We start from the raw sequence: 16,970 nt of genomic DNA on the forward strand, positions 1-16,970 counted from the left end.
CCCTCCCTTCTTTTAAATTCAGCGGGTTGGTTGGTGCAGGCGAGCCTGAAAAGGCTCTTCGCCGTTTTTGGCGTACCGGCCACGAACTTCGGAACGCGTAGCCTGGGCTGGACACGGCCCTGCGAGCATGCGGCAGGCATGGTGAAGGGCTACGCCTCTTCTGATCACCGCTGTTTCCTCGATCTGGAACGCCGAAGCTGGACCGTTCAGTGATTGGAGTGTTGGCGCGGCCGAAAGCGGGGACGGATCGGCCGGCTTGACGACGGGCTTGCCCGACAGGGATGCGGCTTGCGCTGGCTGTTTGCAACAGCGCAGATCCTATCCTATTGTTGGGATGCCGCTTTGTTTCTATAAGCGCGATTGACCTGTTCCTGGAAATCCTCATGAAGTCCAGCATCGTTCTTAGTGTTCACAACAAAGCTCATTATCTTGATGTTTTTCTCGATCAACTTCGCCGATCCGCTCGTGACGCGGAACTGGTGGCGGTCGACGATGGAAGCACTGATGGCACTCAAGCGATTTTGGGATGCTATGCAGACCGGTTGATCGTCACCAACGACATCTGGGAGGTTCGTGCAAACAACGCCGGAATCGCTGCCGCGACCGGAGACTGGGTCGCCATCGTGCAGGATGACGACTTTATATTGGCAGCCGACTGGCTTGATGTCTGTGTCGACTTCATGGAGAGCAATGGGATCGACATTCTGAGCGGTCGTGGAGTCGGACAGATTGGTGTGCGTTGCGTAAGCTCTGAAAACCCTCCACAAAGTTCCTGGCAGATACCGAACAAGATCGAAGCATTAGACAATATTCCAGACCCGCCGGTAATCGACGGCGACCATTATATTTATCTTCACACCATCGCCAAACGGTTCCGATTGCCTTCGGACAATCGGTTCGAGTCCATGGTTACATTATGCCCTATGGTGATTCGTTCGCCTCTGATCCTATCTCGACGAGCATTGGATATGGTCGGCCTTCTTGATGAGGGCTTTGCCCCTCTTCTTTATGACGATCTCGATTACTGTATGCGGGCAAACGCGCATGGGCTGAAAGTGGCGTTCACCAGCATACCCCATTTCAGTCGTTTTGGCGGCGGAAGCAAGGATCTCTATACCGATCCGAACAAGAAACGCCTCTTTCAGGAGGTCGAGCGCCGCAACAGGCACATGCTTCTGGCACGCCATAAACATCGTTTCATAAATCCAAAAGAGATTTACGTGCAGAATATTGGAATTATTCGATTCGATTTACTACCGCCTCGATTTTCCTCCTGCACCGGCTTTGCCGACGCCTATTTCTCCGCTCAATCATGGGCTCCTTTCTCTAAGGCCCCCTAATTCCCTTGGGCTTCGCGCTCACCCTCAACCGGCGGGCGCGGTCCTTATGGCCAGGCGCAAGTCAGGACTTACCCTGCGTCGCATCGACGGTCCCCGACCCGAACCATCCCACCCGTCCGATTCCCGGCAGTTTCACTGCAAGGTCCAGCGGGTCGATGCCGATGGTCAGCCCCAGCACATTCAGCTCCACCCCCTCCTCCAGAGCCAGCAGCAGGCCGGCGACGCCGAACAGGCTGATCTGCCAGCCGGTGCCGCTCGGCGCCCGCGCGAACAGGCCGCGGCCGAGATAATCCTTGCCCAGCGCGGTCGATGGCAGGTCGAGCCGCAGCTCCGGCACGGCACGGGCGACCCAGGCGGCGAAGGTGTTGCTGTTGGGGCCGGGCCAGACGCGGTACTCGCCGGCATAGGGGTAGCCGGCGGCGGCCTTGGCGATCTTGGGAATGGCGGCTTCGGCGGCGGGGCCACGCAACTCCGCCAGCAGGGCCGGCTGGGCGCCGAACCAGCGGCCGTCGGGATCGCGGTTGCTGACGGACACCACCGACAGGCCACGGTAGGCACGCCAGCCGATCACCTCGTAGACCGTGTAGCTGCGGGCGCCGGCCGGCTTCACGGCGAACCAGGGATGCACGCCGAAGGCGCCACGCCAGGACAGCACGCGGGCGGCATAGACCTGGACCACCGCCTCCGGCGTCGTCGCCGCATCGGGGGCGAGGCCGACCGGGCTGCGGTCGATGCGGCTCCAATCCACGGCGGTCGGCACCGCGCCGGAGGCGAGCAGGAACACCGGCCCGGCCAGCAGCAGGACCAGCGTCAACAGAAATGCCAGCAACACCCTCACGGCCCTCGCGCCCTGCCCTCAGCTCCGGGCTTCCCGCCCGCTTTCCATATAGGCACGGCCCATATGGGCACAATGACCGCGGATTTCCGGTGATTGCGGAGGGTCAGCGCCGCGGACGCGGCTGCTCAGATGCTGTAATCGCCCTGCTGCAGGCTCTGGTCCATGGTGAGCGCCGGCGCCGGCTCGTCGCGGCACCAGCCGACCACCTTGGCCGGCACGCCGGCAACCGTGGCGCAGCCGGGAACGTCCTTCAGCACGACGCTGCCGGCGCCGACCTTGGCATGGGCGCCAATGGTGATGTTGCCCAGCACCTTGGCCCCGGCCGACAGCAGCACGCCGTCGCGCACCTTCGGGTGGCGGTCGCCATGCTCCTTGCCGGTGCCGCCCAGCGTGACGTTCTGCAGGATCGACACGTCGTTGCCGATCACCGCCGTCTCGCCGATCACCACGCCGGTGCCATGGTCGATGAACACGCCGCGTCCGACCGGCACCGCCGGGTGGATGTCGACGGCGAAGGCTTCCGACACCCGGCTTTGCAGGAAATGGGCAAGGTCGTGCCGGCCACCCCGCCACAGCCAGTGGGCGACGCGGTGCCATTGCAGGGCATGGTAGCCCTTGAAATAGAGGAAGGGCGTCAGGCAGCCGTCCGCGGCGGGATCGCGCGCCAGGATGGCGGCAAGGTCGGCGGCGGCGGCCTCGACGATGGCCGGGTCGGTCTCGATCGCGTCGCGCACCACGGCGGCCAGCCGGTCCTCCGGCATGGCGCGGTCGGCCAGCTTGCGCACCAGCAGGGCGGCCAGCGCCGGGCCGAAACCGTCGCGCGCCAGCACCGCGTCATAGAGGAAGGGGGCGAGCCCGCTCTCCTCCTCCGCCACCCGGACGGCGTCGGCGCGCAGGCGGCGCCACAGCGACTGTTCGACCGTTTCGGCCGGCTCGCGCATCGTGACGTCCAGGCTGTCCATCGCCACCACCCTTTCCCGCAAACCGGGCCCAAGCATTGAATCGGTCCGCATCCCCGCCATGGGACGCAAGGCTGTTACTGTGGTGAGACGCCCCCGGTCCGGTCAAGGCCGTTCCCGTCAACGCTGCCTCCCGTTCCGCCATCCCCATGCGCCCGGCGGAAGGCTTGCGGCGACCGCCCCTCGCGCTTGGTGAAGAAGCGGGAGAAATAGGCCGGATCCTCGAACCCCAGGGCATAGCCGATCTCCGCCATGCCATGGCTGGTGTAGATCAGCGAGCGCCGCGCCTCCAGCATCAGCCGGGCATGCACCAGCTGCAGGGTCGACAGGCCGGTGACCCGGCGGCAGGCGGCGTTCAGCCGGCCCGGCGTGACGCCCAGCGCCGCGGCATAGCGCTCCACCGGCCAATGCTGGCTGAACCGCTCGTCGACCATCGGCCGCAGCCGGGCGAGCAGCCTGAGGTCGGGCGACACCCCCTGCCCGTCGCGGTCGGCACTGTCCCGCCGCCGGTCGGCCGCCAGCCGTGCTGCGGCGACCAGCAGCAGCATCACCTGCGCCGCGATGGCGCTGGCCCGGCCGACATGGTGGGCGCGGAACTCCCGCCTGATCTCGGCGAAGCAGCGGTCCAGCGCCGCCGCCCCGTCCGACCCGGCATCGAGGTTCCAGGCCTGCGGCAGGGCCGGGGCATCGCGCAGCTCCACCTCCGGTGCGGCCGCCAGCACCCCGGCCAGGAACCCCTCCGACATGGTCAGCACATGCCCGTCGGTGCCGGGATCGAAGCGGAAACCGTGCACCACCTGTGCCGGCACGACGATCAGCGCCGGGGCGCGGAACGCCACCTCCACCCCGTCCGCGGTCAGCCGCCCGCCGCCCTCCCCGACCAGCAGGGCATGGCTCAGCCCATCGTGGCGATGCGGACGGACCTCCCAATTGTACAAGCGCATCCGCTCCGGAATCGTCTCGATATGGACGAAGCGCAGCTCCGGCACAGCCGGCGGTTCGCCATACAGCCAATAGCGGGGAATGGGTTCGGCGCTGGGAGCGAGATGGGCGGACATCGCACGGGGCCCCGTCGGACAGACGTTGAAAAGTACAAGCCTTTCGCCGGTTCGTCTATGTCCGGCCCTCCTGCCCGGGAATAGCATGAACACCAATGATTGGTGTGAGCAACAATTTGCAAAACACACCTCCCCTGGTCCCCAAGGAGGGCGAGAGACATGCACCCCACCAAATCGACCCGAACCCCAATCGCCCGAACCCCAATCGCCCGAACCCAGGTCGCCATCATCGGCGCCGGCCCGGCCGGCCTGTTCCTGTCCCACCTCCTCCACCGCCAGGGCATCGAGTCGGTCATCCTCGAACACCGCAGCCGCGAGGAGATCGAGGGCACCATCCGCGCCGGCGTGCTGGAACAGTGGGTGGTCGACCTGATGAACGACATGGGCTTGGGCGGGCGCATGATGCGGGAGGCCCATTTCCATTCCGGCATCACGCTGCGCTTCGACCGCCAAAGCCACCACATCGACATGGCGGAGCTGACCGGCGGCAAGCGCGTCACCGTCTATGCCCAGCATGAGGTGATCCGCGACCTCGTCTCCGCCCGGCTGGAGGATGGCGGCACCATCCTGTTCGGCGTGTCCGACGTGGAGTTCCTCGAACTGGACAGCAAGGCGCCGTGCATCCGTTTCCGCCGCGGCCCGGACGGGCCGGTGGAGGAACTGCGCTGCGACTTCGTCGCCGGCTGCGACGGTTTCCACGGGCCGAGCCGGCAGGCGATCCCCGCCGCCACCCGCAGCGAATACCAGATGGTCTATCCCTTCGGCTGGCTCGGCATCCTGACCGAGGCCCCGCCGTCGCACCCCGAACTGATCTACGCCAACCACGAGCGCGGCTTCGCCCTGCTCAGCACCCGCTCGCCGGAGGTGCAGCGGCTCTACATCCAGGTCGATCCCAGGGACGACATCGCCAACTGGTCGGACGACCGCATCTGGTCCGAACTGCACCGCCGGCTGGAGGACGACAACGGCTGGACCCTGACCGAAGGGCCGATCTTCCAGAAGGGCATCATCGCCATGCGCAGCTTCGTCTGCGACCCGATGCAGCATGGCCGCCTGTTCATCGCCGGCGATGCCGCCCACATCGTGCCGCCGACCGGCGCCAAGGGACTGAACCTGGCCGTCGCCGATGTGCTGGTGCTGTCGCGCGCCCTGACCGCCTACTACAAGTCCGGTACCACCGAGGCGCTGGACGCCTACAGCGCTACCTGCCTGCGCCGCATCTGGAAGGCGGAGCGCTTCTCCTGGTACATGACCACCATGCTGCACCGGAACGAGACAGAGTCCCCCTTCGAGCAGCGGGTGCATCTGGCCGAGCTGGACTACCTCGTCCATTCCCGCGCCGCCATGACGGCGCTGGCGGAGAATTACGTCGGGCTGCCGATGGAGTGAGCGGCGCCTTCCACCCCCCGAAAATCCACCGCCGCCCCCTGGCCCTTGCCGCGGCTCCGCGCCATCATCCCGTCATCCGACACCGACAGGAAGGCCCAACGCGATGAAGAGGGGCGCGATGAAACAGGTGATGTTCGTGGAACTCGGCATGGGGGTGGATCTGCACGGCCAGGACGTGACCAAGGCCGCCGTCCGCGCCGTGCGCAACGCCATAGAGCGCAACTCGATGCCGGGCATGCGGGCCTTGGTGGACGGCGACACCGGCAAAATGCAGGTGCGCGTCCACCTCGCCGTGCCGGCCGATGCCGACCGGCTGGACCATGAGGCGGTGAAGGCCGTCTTCCCCTATGGCGCGGTCAGCATCCACGTCACCAGCGGCGGCATGCTGGCGCCGAGCGGCATCTTCCTGGCCGACAAGAACGACCGCAACGAGCAGATCTATGTCGTCAACGCTGCGGTCGAGGTCGGCATCTGATCCTTCCGGGTCCCCTGCCCCGGCCTGTTCCGGCCGAGGGGGATTTCCTGCAATACCGGGCGCCGCCCGCGATCCGCGACAGTGCGGGCGAACACCCGTCACCGGCGACGACGCCCGTTTTGATGACCTCCGGCTATGGCTGAGCCTTCCTGCCGGTATCCTGGGCGATGAAGGGCTTGTCCGAGCCCTTCTCCCAGTCTGGCAAATACTCTGCCTTCTTCATCTCCACGCTTTGCATGTTCGTGCGCGCCCAATCATGCGAAGCGGGGGTGTTTTCCACCCAGGTGCAAGTCTTCAAATCGCTCTCCAGGTCAGCCGAGGAGGCGGGAACCGGCTCCAGAGAAAAGCGCGCTTTCCACATTCCGAAGCGTGGAGCAATGCGGGCGTAGTAAATTTGATCCGTCGCAAAATCCGCATCCATGAAATCGGCCGACTCCCCGACCACCATCAGGCGACGCTTGCCGGCGGGCGTTCCATAGGCAAGTTTCTTCCCAGCGGACACGATGCCAATGAATTCGGACTTGCCCGACGTTATGTCGTAGACCGACGACTGGATGGCGCCGCCGAACATCGATGGGCGCATCAGGACAAGCGTTGCTGCATTTTCAGCGGGTTTGACGGCCGCGACGGGTTCCGAAGCATCCCGCATATGCGGGCTGGCGCAGGCGCTGAGCAACAGCAGCGTGCCTAACGCCAGGAATGACGCACGAAGTCTTTGCGATATCATTGTTTTCCCCAGCATCATTTTTTGCCGGATGATCGGTGCCGAATCGCCGTGGCTGGCGGCAGAAGCCCCCTCACCCTTGTCGGTAATACCAAATAGCGTAATAACATGATAGAAGACACGCAATTATTGCGCGCCCGGCATTCATCGGTCCGGTGAACACAACCAGGCGGTGGCTGTCGCCGAACCGATGCCGCTGTTTGGAACAGGCAACGGACCCTCGGATGTGCGGGTCGCTAACCCCGCATCTTCGCCGGCGACATGCCGAACCAGCGGCGGAAGGCGCGGCTGAAGGCGCTGACCTCCGAATAGCCCAGCAGCGCGCCGATGTCGGCGACCGGGACATGGCGCTGGCGGATATAGACCGCCGCCAGATCGCGCCGCACCCCCTCGACCAGATCGGAGAAGCTCAGCCCCTCGTCGGCCAGCCGGCGTTGCAGGGTCCAGCGGGCGATGCCCAGCCGGTCGGCGATGTCCTCGACGTAGGTCGGGCCTTCCGGCAGCCGCGCCCGCACCTCCGCCTTCACGCGGTCGAGCAGCGGCGGCGTGCCGGTGCCGCGGGCGATGTCGATCAGCGTGCCGCACAGCCCGGTCAGCCGCGCCATGTCGCCGCCGGGCATGCGGCGGTCGAGCTGGCGGTCGCGCAGCAGGATGGCGTTGGTGCGCTGGCCGAAATGGGCGGGCGCGTCGAACAGCGACTCGTGCTGGCGCCAGCCCTCCGGCTTGGGATGCTCGAAATGCACCTCCTCCGGCATCCAGTCGGGCCCAAGGCAGGCGCGCACCACATTGGCGAACATGCCCATGGTCAGCTCGGCGTCCTGCCGCCGCTCGACGATGCAGCCGTCGAGGATGCGGTATTCCAGCCGCAGCAGCTCGCCCTCGCGGACGAAGCGGGTCTCGGTCGCCTGCTGGTGGAAGGGGAACAGCCGGGCCAGATGGTCGAGTGCGGCCCCCAGAGTCGGGGCGGCCAGCGCGATGGAGCCGATCAGCCCCAGCATCTCCGGCTGGAACTGGCGGCCGAACATCAGGCCGAAATTGTCGTTGCCGGTCTCCGCCGCCGCCACCTCCATCATCGCCACATAGGCGCGGAGGTCGAGCGCCAGCGTCGGCTGGCCGAGCGCGCGCTCCTCCACGCCTGCCCGGTGGAACACCTGATCGGGGCAGCCGCCCTGGGCGGCGATGAAGTCCGACACCCCGCAGGCCGCGGCGGCCAGGATGTTGTGTTGCACAGTTCCTGTGCGGCTCCCGCCGGGCTGGCCGGCAGTTTGCCCAAGAGTCGGTCGGTGCGGCGTCATGACACAGCCCCTCGCAGCCGTTTTGCCGCAACGCAGCAAACATTGTGCCGGATTTCAGGCTGCCAGAGACTGTTTGTGTAGGAAATTGTACGATAGGCTTACGATAAGACGGGAATGTGCCAAGCAAAAGCCGCCCCATCCCGCGCGGAACGGGTTGGAAGAGGGCGTCGTGACCTCGGCGATAAGCCCGTCAGTTCGGCGCTTGCCGGATTGCTTCGTAGGCCGCGTTCAGTCTCTGCAGAACGGAGTCCGAGACCGACAGGCCGCACGCCTCGGCATTCAGGTGACGCACGCGCAGTTCATCCATCAACTCCTCCCACAAGGGAGGACCACCCTCTTCGAGAAGCTGCGCACGAATCGACAGCTCTCTGGACGCAGGCGCGTGCCGCCGCCCCCATGCGCCCATTTGAGCCAGCAACGGAACGAGTTGGATCGCCGGCTCGGTCAGGCTGTAGATCACGCTTTGCCGGTGACGCGGGTCGTCGGCCTTGGTCAGCAGGCCCGCGGCGAGAAGCCGCTTGAGCCGGTCCGCCAGAACATTGGACGCGATGCCCTCCTCCGAGCGGGTCAGGAGTTCGCGATACCGCCGCCGGTCGCCGAAAATGATGTCGCGGATGACGATCAGGCTCCAGCGGTCGCCCAGGACCTCCAGCGTCAGGTTGATCGGGCATCCCGACCGATGTGCATCCTGCAAGACCGGTCTCCTTCCGCTTGCAAATTAGGATCGGTCGCGGTAGCTTTCAACTGCTTGCATATCGCAAGCAGTTGGAGGTGCCCCGATGTCGCTGACGCTCTACGCGCATCCCTTCTCCTCGTATTCCCAAAAGGTGCTGATCGCGCTCTGGGAGAACGACATTCCCTTCACCTACCGGAATTTGGAGGAACCCGGCGCAGCGGCGGAGCGTGCGGCGCTCTGGCCACTCGGGCGCTTTCCGGTGCTGGCGGACGACGGCCGCACGGTCGTGGAATCCAGCATCATCATCGAGCATCTGGATCGCCATCATGCCGGACCGATCCGGTGGCTGCCCGACGACGGTGACGCCGCCTTGGAGGTCCGGCTGATGGATCGGTTCTTCGACAACTACATCATGACGCCCATGCAGGCGCCGGTGTTCGAGTCGATACGACCGGACGCGACGCGGCTGGACGAGGTGAAGGAGAAAACCCGCCAGGCCCTCGATACGGCCTATGCTTGGCTGGAGGAAAGGCTGTCGGGCAGACGCTGGGCGGCAGGCGACGGCTTCACCATGGCCGACTGCGCCGCGGCCCCCTCGCTTTTCTATGCCGATTGGGTTCACCGGATCGGCCCCGGCTTTCCCCGGCTGCGGGACTATCGCTCACGCCTGCTGGCGCGGCCGTCCATCGCGCGTGCCGTCGACGAGGGGCGCCCTTATCGGTCCTATTTCCCACTCGGTGCGCCAGATCGCGACTGATCTGTTGGGGGAGCGGCTTCATAGCAGCAGCCATCCGCGATGGCACGGCTCATACCGTCGCCGTCATTCCCCCGTTGCCCAGGGCGCCGTTCCCGCGATGGCAGTGCCGCAGCCGGACGGCGGTCACCAGCGCCAGCAGGCCGAAGGCGATCAGATAGGCCGCGACACCCCAGGCGAGCGCCAGCAGGCCCAGCGCCGGCAGGATCCACATGCTGAGCCCGAACAGGATCGACAGCGCCCCGGCCACGCCCCAGGCCCATTTGCCGTGGGTGCGCTCCATCCGCCAGGCGCTCATCACCTCGGCAAGGCCGGTGACGACCGACCAGGCGGCGATCAGGAACACCAGCGCGAACAGGCTGGCGGCCGGCCACAGCGCGGCGACGATGCCGGCGATCAGGCTGACCGCCCCCTCCAGGATGAAGGGCAGCGAGCGCTCATGGTGGCGGGAGGCGCGCAGGCCGGCCAGGATGGCGAAGACCCCGTCGAGCAGCAGGTAGGCTGAGAAGGTCAGCGCCAGCGTCGCCACCGTCACCCCCGGCATCAGCAGGGCCAGCACCCCCAGCAGGATCGCCGCCGCCCCGCGCAGGGCCAGCGCCCACCAGTTGCGCGCCAGCACCCTGTTCATTCTGCGCAGACGGCCCGCCGGTCCGGGCTGCGGATGGGGCCCGGGCCGGTCCACATGGTCGTGGGACATGGAAAGCCTCCCGCTGTCATCCCGTGCAATGACAACAGGAGGCGAAGGGTTTCGTTGCCCGCCCGCCCGTGGCCGCTCAGTTGTTGCGGCCGAAGTCCGACCCGCGCGCCGGCTCCTTGAAATAGAACATCTCGCGGTCGAAGGTGACGTCGGTCCGCGGGTTAAGCAGGGCCACCTCGGTGGTCAGGCCCTGGGCGTCCAGCACCCGCCACTTGCGCAGCTGGAAGGGCCGGTCCTCGAACACCAGGGTCAGGGTGCCCTTGCCGGCGTCCTTGGTCTCCAGCAGGCTGACCTCGATCACGCCGGGGGCCTGGAACACGTCGGTGACGGTGACGTCGCCCGACAGGCGGATGTTCTTGCGCAGGATGAAGTCGGCCAGCGTCGAGCCGATGGGGGCGCTCGACTGCTGGCGCATCTCGCCGTCCCAATAGAAGACGAAGCTGCCGTCGGCGACGATGAAGTCCTTCAGCGGCCGGTCATATTCCAGCCGCATCTTGCCGGGCCGCCACAGGGAGAAGGTGCCGGTCGCCTGCCGTCCGTTCGGCGCCACCTGCAGGAACTTCGATTGCAGGGTGGTGATGCCGTTCAGATACTCCTCCACCTTGGCGACGACCGCCTGGTCCTGCGCCGTCAGCGAGACGGGCGTGGCAGGCGCAGCGACGGCGGGCGGGGCGAAGACGGCCGGCAGCGGGGCAATGAGGGCGGCGGACAGCAGGGCGGCGGAAAGGCGGCGAAGCACGGTCTTCATCCTCGGTCGTTCGGAGCCCGGCTCCTTACCCGGCCGGTATGGCGGACATAAGGCGTCCGCCCCCCGCTGCCAAGGATTACCGGTGCCGGCTCTTAATGGCTGCTTAAAGAGGCTGGCCCTTGATCATCCGCGGCAGGTCGCCGACCACGCCCATGGCGTGCTTCATGAAGAAGCGCTTGACCGGCGGCAGCCGGTTGATCACCGCCATGCCCAGGTCGCGCGCCAGCTTCACCGGCGGGATGCTGTTGGAGAACAGATGGACCAGCCCGTCGCACACCGCCGCCAGCAGCACGGTGTCGAAGCGGCGCCAGCGCTGGAAGCGGGCCAGCACCTCCGACCCGCCGACGTCCAGCCCCAGGCGATAGGCATCGACCACCACCTCGGCCAGGGCCGCGACGTCGCGCATGCCGAGATTGAGCCCCTGACCGGCGATGGGGTGGATGGCATGCGCCGCCTCCCCCACCAGGGCCAGCCGGTCGGCGATGAAGCGGTCGGCCAGCAGGACCGACAGCGGCCAGGCCTCGCGCTTGGTCAGCAGCGTGATCTCGCCGAGATAGCCGCCGGAGCGCCGTTGCAGCTCGTCGACGAACTGGTCGTCGGGCAGCTTCAGATAGGTGTCGACCAGCGAGGTCTTCTCGCTCCACACGATGGAGCAGCGGTTGTCCGTCATCGGCAGGACGGCGAAGGGGCCGTTGGGCAGGAAATGCTCGACCGCGACGCCCTTGTTCGGCTCGGTGTGGCGGATCGTGCAGATGATGGCGCTCTGGTCGTAGGACCAGCGCCGCACCCTGATCCCGGCGCTGTCGCGCGCCATCGACCGCCGCCCGTCGGCGCCGACCAGCAGCCGGCCGCGCACGGTGCGCCCGTCGGCCAGCCGGACCGAGACGCCGGACCGCGTCCGCTCCACCGTCACCGCCTTGGCCGGCGCCAGATGGACCAGCCCCGGCAACTCGGCCGCGCGGGTGAACAGGGCGTGGCGGATGTCCTTGTTGTCCAGGATCCAGCCGAAGGGCTGGTGCTTGCCCTCCACCGCCAGCTCGGTGTGGTCGTAATGGATGAACAGCGGCGAGAACTGGTCGGCGATGCGGATGTCCAGCATCGGGCCGGCCTTGTCGGCCATGTGGTGCCACACGCCCGCCGCATCCAGCACCATCTTGGAGGCGTAGGAGATCGCCGTGGTGCGGATGTCGAAATCCCGTTCGCCCATGCGCTCCGGGCTGTCCTGGTCGATGCAGACCACCGGCACGCCGGCGTTGGCCAGCGCCGCCGCCATGGTCAGCCCGGCCAGGCCGCCGCCCAGCACCACGACCTCCGTGGTGATGTCTCCGCCCTGCGGGGGAACGGTCGCGTTGCCCGATTCGGTGCCCGGTACGGCCATGATGCTCGCTGCCTTCTCGCCTTAGAATGCCTGTGCCGGTCGCCGGCCGGGCCCGAGCCTTGTCCCTGAGCCTTGCCGGCAACGCCGCGACCAGACAATTGTCGCACTGCGGCGTCCTGTCCAGTGTCCAGTCCCCAGCCGGCCCGGCCAGATCGCCGGACAGATTGTCGCTGAATGGATTTTGGGCAGATGCCGCCTTTTTGGGCGCCCAATCAACAGGCATATTCCCATCGTTGCAGCGCATTTCAACCGGCACGATTCTTGTAATCGTTGATTTTTGCGGTCGACGCGAACAGGCTTGGGCCAACGGCGGGGGAACGGTACGGTGTCGGGCCGGACCGGAACCGCAACCGGGCTGCCACAGCCTTGCACGCGGCCGGAACAACGCTTTAAGGGGAAGCCACATGAAACTGGTTATGGCCATCATCAAGCCGTTCAAGCTCGACGAAGTGCGCGAGGCGCTGACGTCGCTCGGGATCCAGGGCCTGACCGTCAGCGAGGTCAAGGGCTTCGGCCGCCAGAAGGGCCAGACGGAAATCTACCGCGGCGCCGAATATTCCGTGAGCTTCCTGCCCAAGGTGAAGGTCGAGGTCGCCGTGTCCGACGACCAGTACGAGCAGGTTGTCGAGGCGATCCAGAAGGCCGCCAACACCGGCCGCATCGGCGACGGCAAGATCTTCGTGCTGGAGATCGCCCAGGCTGTGCGCATCCGCACCGGCGAGACCAACGCCGAGGCGCTGTAAGGCTGCCGGCCCTCGGGGTCCGCTCCTTCCGGCGGGAACGGACCCGGCGGGCGCGCGTCCCGCGCGCCTGACCTCAATCCTCAGCCGGTCCTTTATCCCCAGTCGCCATCCTCACTCGCCGAAGGCGTCCGCCGCCATCGCACCGGCGTAACCGCGCACGTCGGCCGGCCACTCCGCCGTCAGCGCCTCGAACCGCGCGCGGTCCGCGGCATAGAGCGCCCGCACCGCCTCCTCATAACCCGGCCGGTCGCCGGCCAGCTCCAGCATGACGCGGTAGGCGTTTTCCTGCGCCCGGCGCACCCGGTCCTTCGCCTCGCCGCCCTTGCGCGCCTCGTCCATCAGCTTGCGCAGCGCCACCGATGCGCCGCCCGGCTGGGCGTTCAGCCATTCCCAATGGCGCGGCAGCAGCGTCACCTCCCGCGCGACCACCCCCAGCTTCGGCCGTCCCGGCCCCCGCGGTAACGGCGGCGGCGAGAGACGCCACGCAAGCTCGTCATCGCTTCCCCGCAGGTCGAGGTCGACCACCTTGCCGGTGGCGTCGTCGAACACCAGCACCGGCGGCCCATCCGGCTCCGCGTCCAGGGCCGTCCGCACCGCCCGCGCGACGCTCAGCGCATCCCCGGCGGCAAGGCGGCGCTCGCCCCGGAAGGCGGTACAGAGGGTTTCGGCGGTGACGGACATGGTCGGAACTCCGTTGGTGAGGGACATATTTTACCCGGATGAAACAGGGCCGTCAATATCGCCCGGATGAAATAGCGAAGCGACCCGTAAGGACACTGTCTTCCGTCCGCTGTGACCGTTCGGCCACCCGCCGCGGCCAAAGGTTCTGGGCGCTTGTGCCCCCCGTGCCCCGCCGATAGGATCGGTCCCTCAATCGAAGACATGGCCGCCTCCCCGGGCCGGGGTGCGGCATCCGGGGTTGCGAAGAGGGTTGCGGTCGCCATGGTTTCTGCGGATTTCAGCGTCAACAGCGGTGCCGTCTTCACCGAGGCGATCGGCAACGACCGGCTCGACCTGCTGACCGACTATCCCTTCACCCGTCTGGCCAATCTGCTGGCGCCGATCACCCCGCGCGCCAACGTCGCTCCCGTCCTGCTGACGGTGGGCGAGCCGCAGCACACCCCGCCCGCCATCATCGAGGAAACGCTGCGCGCCAGCGCATCCGGCTGGAACAAGTATCCGCCGGTCGGCGGCACGCCGGAGTTCCGCGCCGCGACCGGCGACTGGCTGACCCGCCGCTACGACCTGCCGGCCGGGCTGCTGCAGGCCGACAGCTCCATCCTGCCGCTGTCCGGCACGCGCGAGGCGCTGTTCATGCTGGCCCTGCTGGCGGTGCCGACGCGGAAGGCCGGGCGCCAGCCGGCGGTTCTGATGCCCAACCCGTTCTACGCGCCCTATGAGGGGGCGGCCGTGATGGCGGGGGCGGAGCCGGTGTTCCTGTCGGCGACGCGCGAGACCGGCTTCCTGCCCGACCTCGACGCCCTGACGCCGGAGCTGCTGGAGCGCACGGCGCTCTTCTACCTCTGCACCCCCGCCAACCCGCAGGGAGCGGCGGCGACGCCGGCCTATCTCGCCAAGGCCATCGGGCTGGCGCGGCAGTACGGCTTCGTGCTGGCGGTCGACGAATGCTATGCCGAGATCTGGCTGGACGCCCCGCCGGCTGGCGCGCTCCAGGTCGCGGCCGGCCTGCCCTACGCGGACGGCAAGCCCTGGTCCAACCTGCTGGTCTTCCATTCCCTGTCCAAGCGGTCGAGTGCTGCCGGCCTGCGCTCCGGCTTCGTCGCCGGCGACCCGGCGCTGATCGGCCGCTTCTCCCGCCTGCGCAGCTACGGCTGTGCCGGCATGCCGCTGCCGATCCTGGCCGCCAGCACCGCGCTGTGGCGCGACGAGGCGCATGTCGAGGAGAACCGCGCCGCCTACCGCGCCAAGTTCGCGGCGGCGGAGGCGGAGCTGGGCGGCCGCTACGGCTATAGCCGTCCGGCCGGCGGCTTCTTCCTCTGGCTGGAGGTCGGCAACGGCGAGGAGGCCGCCAAGCGGCTGTGGGCGGAGGGTGCGGTCCGCGTCCTGCCCGGCGCCTACCTGTCTCGCAACAATCCCGGCGAGCCGAACCCCGGCGAGGCCTTCATCCGCGTCGCCCTGGTGCAGGACACCGACACCGTCGCCCAGGCCTGCGCCTCCATCGTCCGCATTCTCGGCTGAGCGGTTCCGGCACCCGGTTCCGGCCAGCCCCTTTTTCGGTTTCTACAGCACGAGGTTTCCGTCCCATGGCCCGACCCGCCGGCCCCTCCTCCGCGCGCCCCCGGCCCAGCCTGGGACGGCCCGCCCCCAGCCCGCGCAAGGGAGCGCCCCGCGAGGCCGCGAAGGAGCCGGGAAAGGACCGCATCCGCTCCGGCCGCAGCCGGCAGGAAAAGCCGCCCTTCTTCTCGCCCGCCATGCGCGCCTTCGTCGTCGCCCGTGCGCGCGAGGCGATGGGCTTCGTGCTGGGCCTGTTCGGCCTGCTGCTGATGGTGCTGCTGGGCAGCTACGACCCGCATGACGCCTCGCTGAACTCGGTCCCGGCCACGGCGGGTGGCGCCCACAACCTGTTCGGCATCCCCGGCGCCTATGCCGCCGACCTGCTGATCCAGTCGCTGGGCTGGGCCGCCTTCGTCATCGCGCTGGTGCCGATGTTCTGGGGCTGGCGGCTCGGCGCCCAGCGCAAGCTCGGCAACCCGCTGTTCCGCACCGTCCTGGCGCTGTGGGGCGTGTTCCTGGTGGCGATGGCGCTGGCCGGCCTGACCGACGCCTCCACCGATCCGCTCGCCCCCCTTCCGGGCGGCAGCATCGGGCAGGTGCTGTTGCGCGGGGTCGCCAACCTGTTCGGGCCCGAGCCGATGGTGGCGACGGCCGCCGCGGTGGGCGGCGGGCTGGTGCTGTTCCTGGCGGCCGGCCTGTCGATCGGCGAGTGGATTGCCAGCTTCCGCGCGCTCGGCCGTGGCATGGTCAACGGCGTCCACCTGATCCGCCAGGGCACCCGCAACGGCGTGGACTCCCTGCGCCGCCACGGCCGCAATGCCGCGCAGGCGGCCTCGGTCGCCGTGGACGCCTCGCTGCGCGGCGGCAAACACGACATCCCGCGCTTCGACGAAGCCGTCCGGGTGCCCCAGCCTCCCCCCGCCGGCCTCGATGCCAGCCGGGTTACGCTGACGGCCGGACCAGCGGCAGGCCCGGCTGCCGCCCCCGGCACAACCGCCCTGGGCGGAGCCGACAAGCCGGCCCGCAGCGTTCCCATCGTCACCCCGCCCAAATCCGCAGCACCGGAGACCAAAGGCGACAAATCGGACCCGCGCCAGCCCCGCCTGCCACTGGGCGAGGAGGAGGGACCTCCGGGCTACGAGCTGCCGCCGCTCGACCTGCTGCAGGTGCCGCCCACCGGCATCCGCGGCGAGCAGTTGGACGAGGCGGCGCTTCAGCGCAATGCCAGCCAGCTGGAAGGCGTGCTGGGCGATTTCGGCGTGCGCGGCGAGATCCAGAAGGTCCATCCCGGCCCGGTCGTCACCCTGTACGAGCTGGAACCGGCCCCCGGCACCAAATCCTCCCGTGTCATCGGCCTTGCCGACGACATCGCCCGCTCGATGAGCGCGGTGTCGGTCCGTGTCGCCGTGGTTCCCGGCCGCAACGTCATCGGCGTCGAGTTGCCCAACGCCAAGCGCGAGACCGTGCTGCTGCGCGAGCTGATGGCGGCGGAAGGCTTCGACAAGCATGGCGGCAAGCTGGCGCTGGCGCTCGGCAAGGACATCGGCGGCCAGCCGGTGGTCGCCGACCTCGCCCGCTTCCCCCATCTGCTGGTCGCCGGCACCACCGGCTCGGGCAAGTCGGTGGCGATCAACACGATGATCCTGTCGCTGCTCTACCGG

The 16,970-nt window shown here is 67.8% G+C and carries 18 protein-coding genes; 8 read left to right on the forward strand and 10 right to left on the reverse strand.

What is annotated here, in order from left to right:
- The coding region (locus TSH64_RS36135; protein WP_211099173.1) for a hypothetical protein at positions 1-213 on the forward strand (213 nt) is incomplete at its 5' end.
- Between the two features lie 170 nt (positions 214-383).
- The gene (locus TSH64_RS32565) at positions 384-1,340 is read left to right on the forward strand and encodes a glycosyltransferase (RefSeq protein WP_158285440.1); all 957 of its coding nucleotides are present in this window, start codon (positions 384-386) and stop codon (positions 1,338-1,340) included.
- Positions 1,341-1,401: 61 nt separating this feature from the next.
- Here the strand turns inward: TSH64_RS32565 and TSH64_RS32570 are convergent, their stop codons facing one another.
- The 3 genes from TSH64_RS32570 to TSH64_RS32580 form a co-directional block, all read right to left on the reverse strand.
- On the reverse strand, positions 1,402-2,169 hold the full coding sequence (locus TSH64_RS32570; protein WP_247873277.1) for a DUF3750 domain-containing protein: 768 nt from the start codon (positions 2,167-2,169) through the stop codon (positions 1,402-1,404).
- A gap of 134 nt (positions 2,170-2,303) precedes the next feature.
- Positions 2,304-3,140, reverse strand: a complete 837-nt coding sequence (cysE, locus tag TSH64_RS32575) for a serine O-acetyltransferase (protein WP_247873392.1) — start codon at positions 3,138-3,140, stop codon at positions 2,304-2,306.
- A gap of 74 nt (positions 3,141-3,214) precedes the next feature.
- A complete protein-coding gene (locus TSH64_RS32580) occupies positions 3,215-4,195 on the reverse strand; it encodes a helix-turn-helix domain-containing protein (RefSeq protein ID WP_109451399.1) in 981 nt (326 codons plus the stop codon).
- Positions 4,196-4,354: 159 nt separating this feature from the next.
- On the opposite strand from TSH64_RS32580, the gene pobA reads away from it, so the two are divergent.
- Positions 4,355-5,584 carry a 4-hydroxybenzoate 3-monooxygenase gene (gene pobA, locus TSH64_RS32585; protein WP_109451401.1) on the forward strand — a complete coding sequence of 410 codons (1,230 nt, stop codon included), beginning with the start codon at positions 4,355-4,357 and terminating at the stop codon, positions 5,582-5,584.
- 118 nt (positions 5,585-5,702) lie between these two features.
- Positions 5,703-6,059, forward strand: a complete 357-nt coding sequence (locus tag TSH64_RS32590) for a Lin0512 family protein (RefSeq protein WP_109451403.1) — start codon at positions 5,703-5,705, stop codon at positions 6,057-6,059.
- A 133-nt stretch (positions 6,060-6,192) separates the two neighbouring features.
- On the opposite strand, the gene TSH64_RS35460 is transcribed toward TSH64_RS32590, so the two are convergent.
- The 3 genes from TSH64_RS35460 to TSH64_RS32605 all read right to left on the reverse strand — a co-directional run bounded on the left by TSH64_RS35460 (position 6,193) and on the right by TSH64_RS32605 (position 8,772).
- Positions 6,193-6,909, reverse strand: coding sequence for a hypothetical protein (locus tag TSH64_RS35460; RefSeq protein ID WP_146208093.1), 717 nt, complete (start codon positions 6,907-6,909; stop codon positions 6,193-6,195).
- A gap of 110 nt (positions 6,910-7,019) precedes the next feature.
- The gene (locus tag TSH64_RS32600) at positions 7,020-8,012 is read right to left on the reverse strand and encodes an AraC family transcriptional regulator (protein WP_109451407.1); all 993 of its coding nucleotides are present in this window, start codon (positions 8,010-8,012) and stop codon (positions 7,020-7,022) included.
- 256 nt (positions 8,013-8,268) lie between these two features.
- Positions 8,269-8,772: a helix-turn-helix domain-containing protein gene (locus TSH64_RS32605; RefSeq protein WP_109451409.1), complete on the reverse strand. Its 504-nt coding sequence runs from the start codon at positions 8,770-8,772 to the stop codon at positions 8,269-8,271.
- An 85-nt stretch (positions 8,773-8,857) separates the two neighbouring features.
- Here TSH64_RS32605 and TSH64_RS32610 point away from each other — a divergent pair, with 85 nt between their 5' ends.
- Positions 8,858-9,511 carry a glutathione S-transferase family protein gene (locus TSH64_RS32610; RefSeq protein WP_109451411.1) on the forward strand — a complete coding sequence of 218 codons (654 nt, stop codon included), beginning with the start codon at positions 8,858-8,860 and terminating at the stop codon, positions 9,509-9,511.
- Positions 9,512-9,560: 49 nt separating this feature from the next.
- On the opposite strand, the gene TSH64_RS32615 is transcribed toward TSH64_RS32610, so the two are convergent.
- The 3 genes from TSH64_RS32615 to TSH64_RS32625 all read right to left on the reverse strand — a co-directional run bounded on the left by TSH64_RS32615 (position 9,561) and on the right by TSH64_RS32625 (position 12,331).
- Complete coding sequence (locus TSH64_RS32615) at positions 9,561-10,136, reverse strand: DUF308 domain-containing protein (protein WP_247873278.1); 576 nt, start codon at positions 10,134-10,136, stop codon at positions 9,561-9,563.
- A 145-nt stretch (positions 10,137-10,281) separates the two neighbouring features.
- The gene (locus TSH64_RS32620) at positions 10,282-10,953 is read right to left on the reverse strand and encodes an outer membrane lipoprotein carrier protein LolA (protein WP_109451416.1); all 672 of its coding nucleotides are present in this window, start codon (positions 10,951-10,953) and stop codon (positions 10,282-10,284) included.
- A 103-nt stretch (positions 10,954-11,056) separates the two neighbouring features.
- Positions 11,057-12,331, reverse strand: coding sequence for a UbiH/UbiF/VisC/COQ6 family ubiquinone biosynthesis hydroxylase (locus tag TSH64_RS32625; RefSeq protein WP_109451418.1), 1,275 nt, complete (start codon positions 12,329-12,331; stop codon positions 11,057-11,059).
- A 404-nt stretch (positions 12,332-12,735) separates the two neighbouring features.
- On the opposite strand from TSH64_RS32625, the gene glnK reads away from it, so the two are divergent.
- A complete protein-coding gene (gene glnK, locus TSH64_RS32630) occupies positions 12,736-13,074 on the forward strand; it encodes a P-II family nitrogen regulator (protein WP_012977707.1) in 339 nt (112 codons plus the stop codon).
- Between the two features lie 111 nt (positions 13,075-13,185).
- On the opposite strand, the gene TSH64_RS32635 is transcribed toward glnK, so the two are convergent.
- The gene (locus TSH64_RS32635; protein WP_109453256.1) at positions 13,186-13,755 is read right to left on the reverse strand and encodes a DUF2239 family protein; all 570 of its coding nucleotides are present in this window, start codon (positions 13,753-13,755) and stop codon (positions 13,186-13,188) included.
- Positions 13,756-14,016: 261 nt separating this feature from the next.
- On the opposite strand from TSH64_RS32635, the gene TSH64_RS32640 reads away from it, so the two are divergent.
- Both TSH64_RS32640 and TSH64_RS32645 read left to right on the forward strand, forming a co-directional pair.
- Positions 14,017-15,273: an aminotransferase class I/II-fold pyridoxal phosphate-dependent enzyme gene (locus TSH64_RS32640; RefSeq protein ID WP_109451420.1), complete on the forward strand. Its 1,257-nt coding sequence runs from the start codon at positions 14,017-14,019 to the stop codon at positions 15,271-15,273.
- 65 nt (positions 15,274-15,338) lie between these two features.
- The coding region (locus TSH64_RS32645) for a DNA translocase FtsK 4TM domain-containing protein (RefSeq protein ID WP_247873279.1) at positions 15,339-16,970 on the forward strand (1,632 nt) is incomplete at its 3' end.

It is taken from the genome of Azospirillum sp. TSH64 (genome assembly GCF_003116035.1).
Classification (GTDB): domain Bacteria; phylum Pseudomonadota; class Alphaproteobacteria; order Azospirillales; family Azospirillaceae; genus Azospirillum.

What these genes read in the sequence shown, in the direction of transcription:
- TSH64_RS32565 (WP_158285440.1), top strand. Translation starts at nt 384, where the DNA reads ATGAAGTCCAGCATCGTTCTTAGTGTTCACAACAAAGCTCATTATCTT.
- cysE (WP_247873392.1), bottom strand. Translation starts at nt 3,140, where the DNA reads ATGGACAGCCTGGACGTCACGATGCGCGAGCCGGCCGAAACGGTCGAA.
- TSH64_RS32580 (WP_109451399.1), bottom strand. Translation starts at nt 4,195, where the DNA reads ATGTCCGCCCATCTCGCTCCCAGCGCCGAACCCATTCCCCGCTATTGG.
- pobA (WP_109451401.1), top strand. Translation starts at nt 4,355, where the DNA reads ATGCACCCCACCAAATCGACCCGAACCCCAATCGCCCGAACCCCAATC.
- TSH64_RS32590 (WP_109451403.1), top strand. Translation starts at nt 5,703, where the DNA reads ATGAAACAGGTGATGTTCGTGGAACTCGGCATGGGGGTGGATCTGCAC.
- TSH64_RS32610 (WP_109451411.1), top strand. Translation starts at nt 8,858, where the DNA reads ATGTCGCTGACGCTCTACGCGCATCCCTTCTCCTCGTATTCCCAAAAG.
- TSH64_RS32615 (WP_247873278.1), bottom strand. Translation starts at nt 10,136, where the DNA reads ATGAACAGGGTGCTGGCGCGCAACTGGTGGGCGCTGGCCCTGCGCGGG.
- TSH64_RS32620 (WP_109451416.1), bottom strand. Translation starts at nt 10,953, where the DNA reads ATGAAGACCGTGCTTCGCCGCCTTTCCGCCGCCCTGCTGTCCGCCGCC.
- TSH64_RS32625 (WP_109451418.1), bottom strand. Translation starts at nt 12,331, where the DNA reads ATGGCCGTACCGGGCACCGAATCGGGCAACGCGACCGTTCCCCCGCAG.
- glnK (WP_012977707.1), top strand. Translation starts at nt 12,736, where the DNA reads ATGAAACTGGTTATGGCCATCATCAAGCCGTTCAAGCTCGACGAAGTG.
- TSH64_RS32635 (WP_109453256.1), bottom strand. Translation starts at nt 13,755, where the DNA reads ATGTCCGTCACCGCCGAAACCCTCTGTACCGCCTTCCGGGGCGAGCGC.
- TSH64_RS32640 (WP_109451420.1), top strand. Translation starts at nt 14,017, where the DNA reads ATGGTTTCTGCGGATTTCAGCGTCAACAGCGGTGCCGTCTTCACCGAG.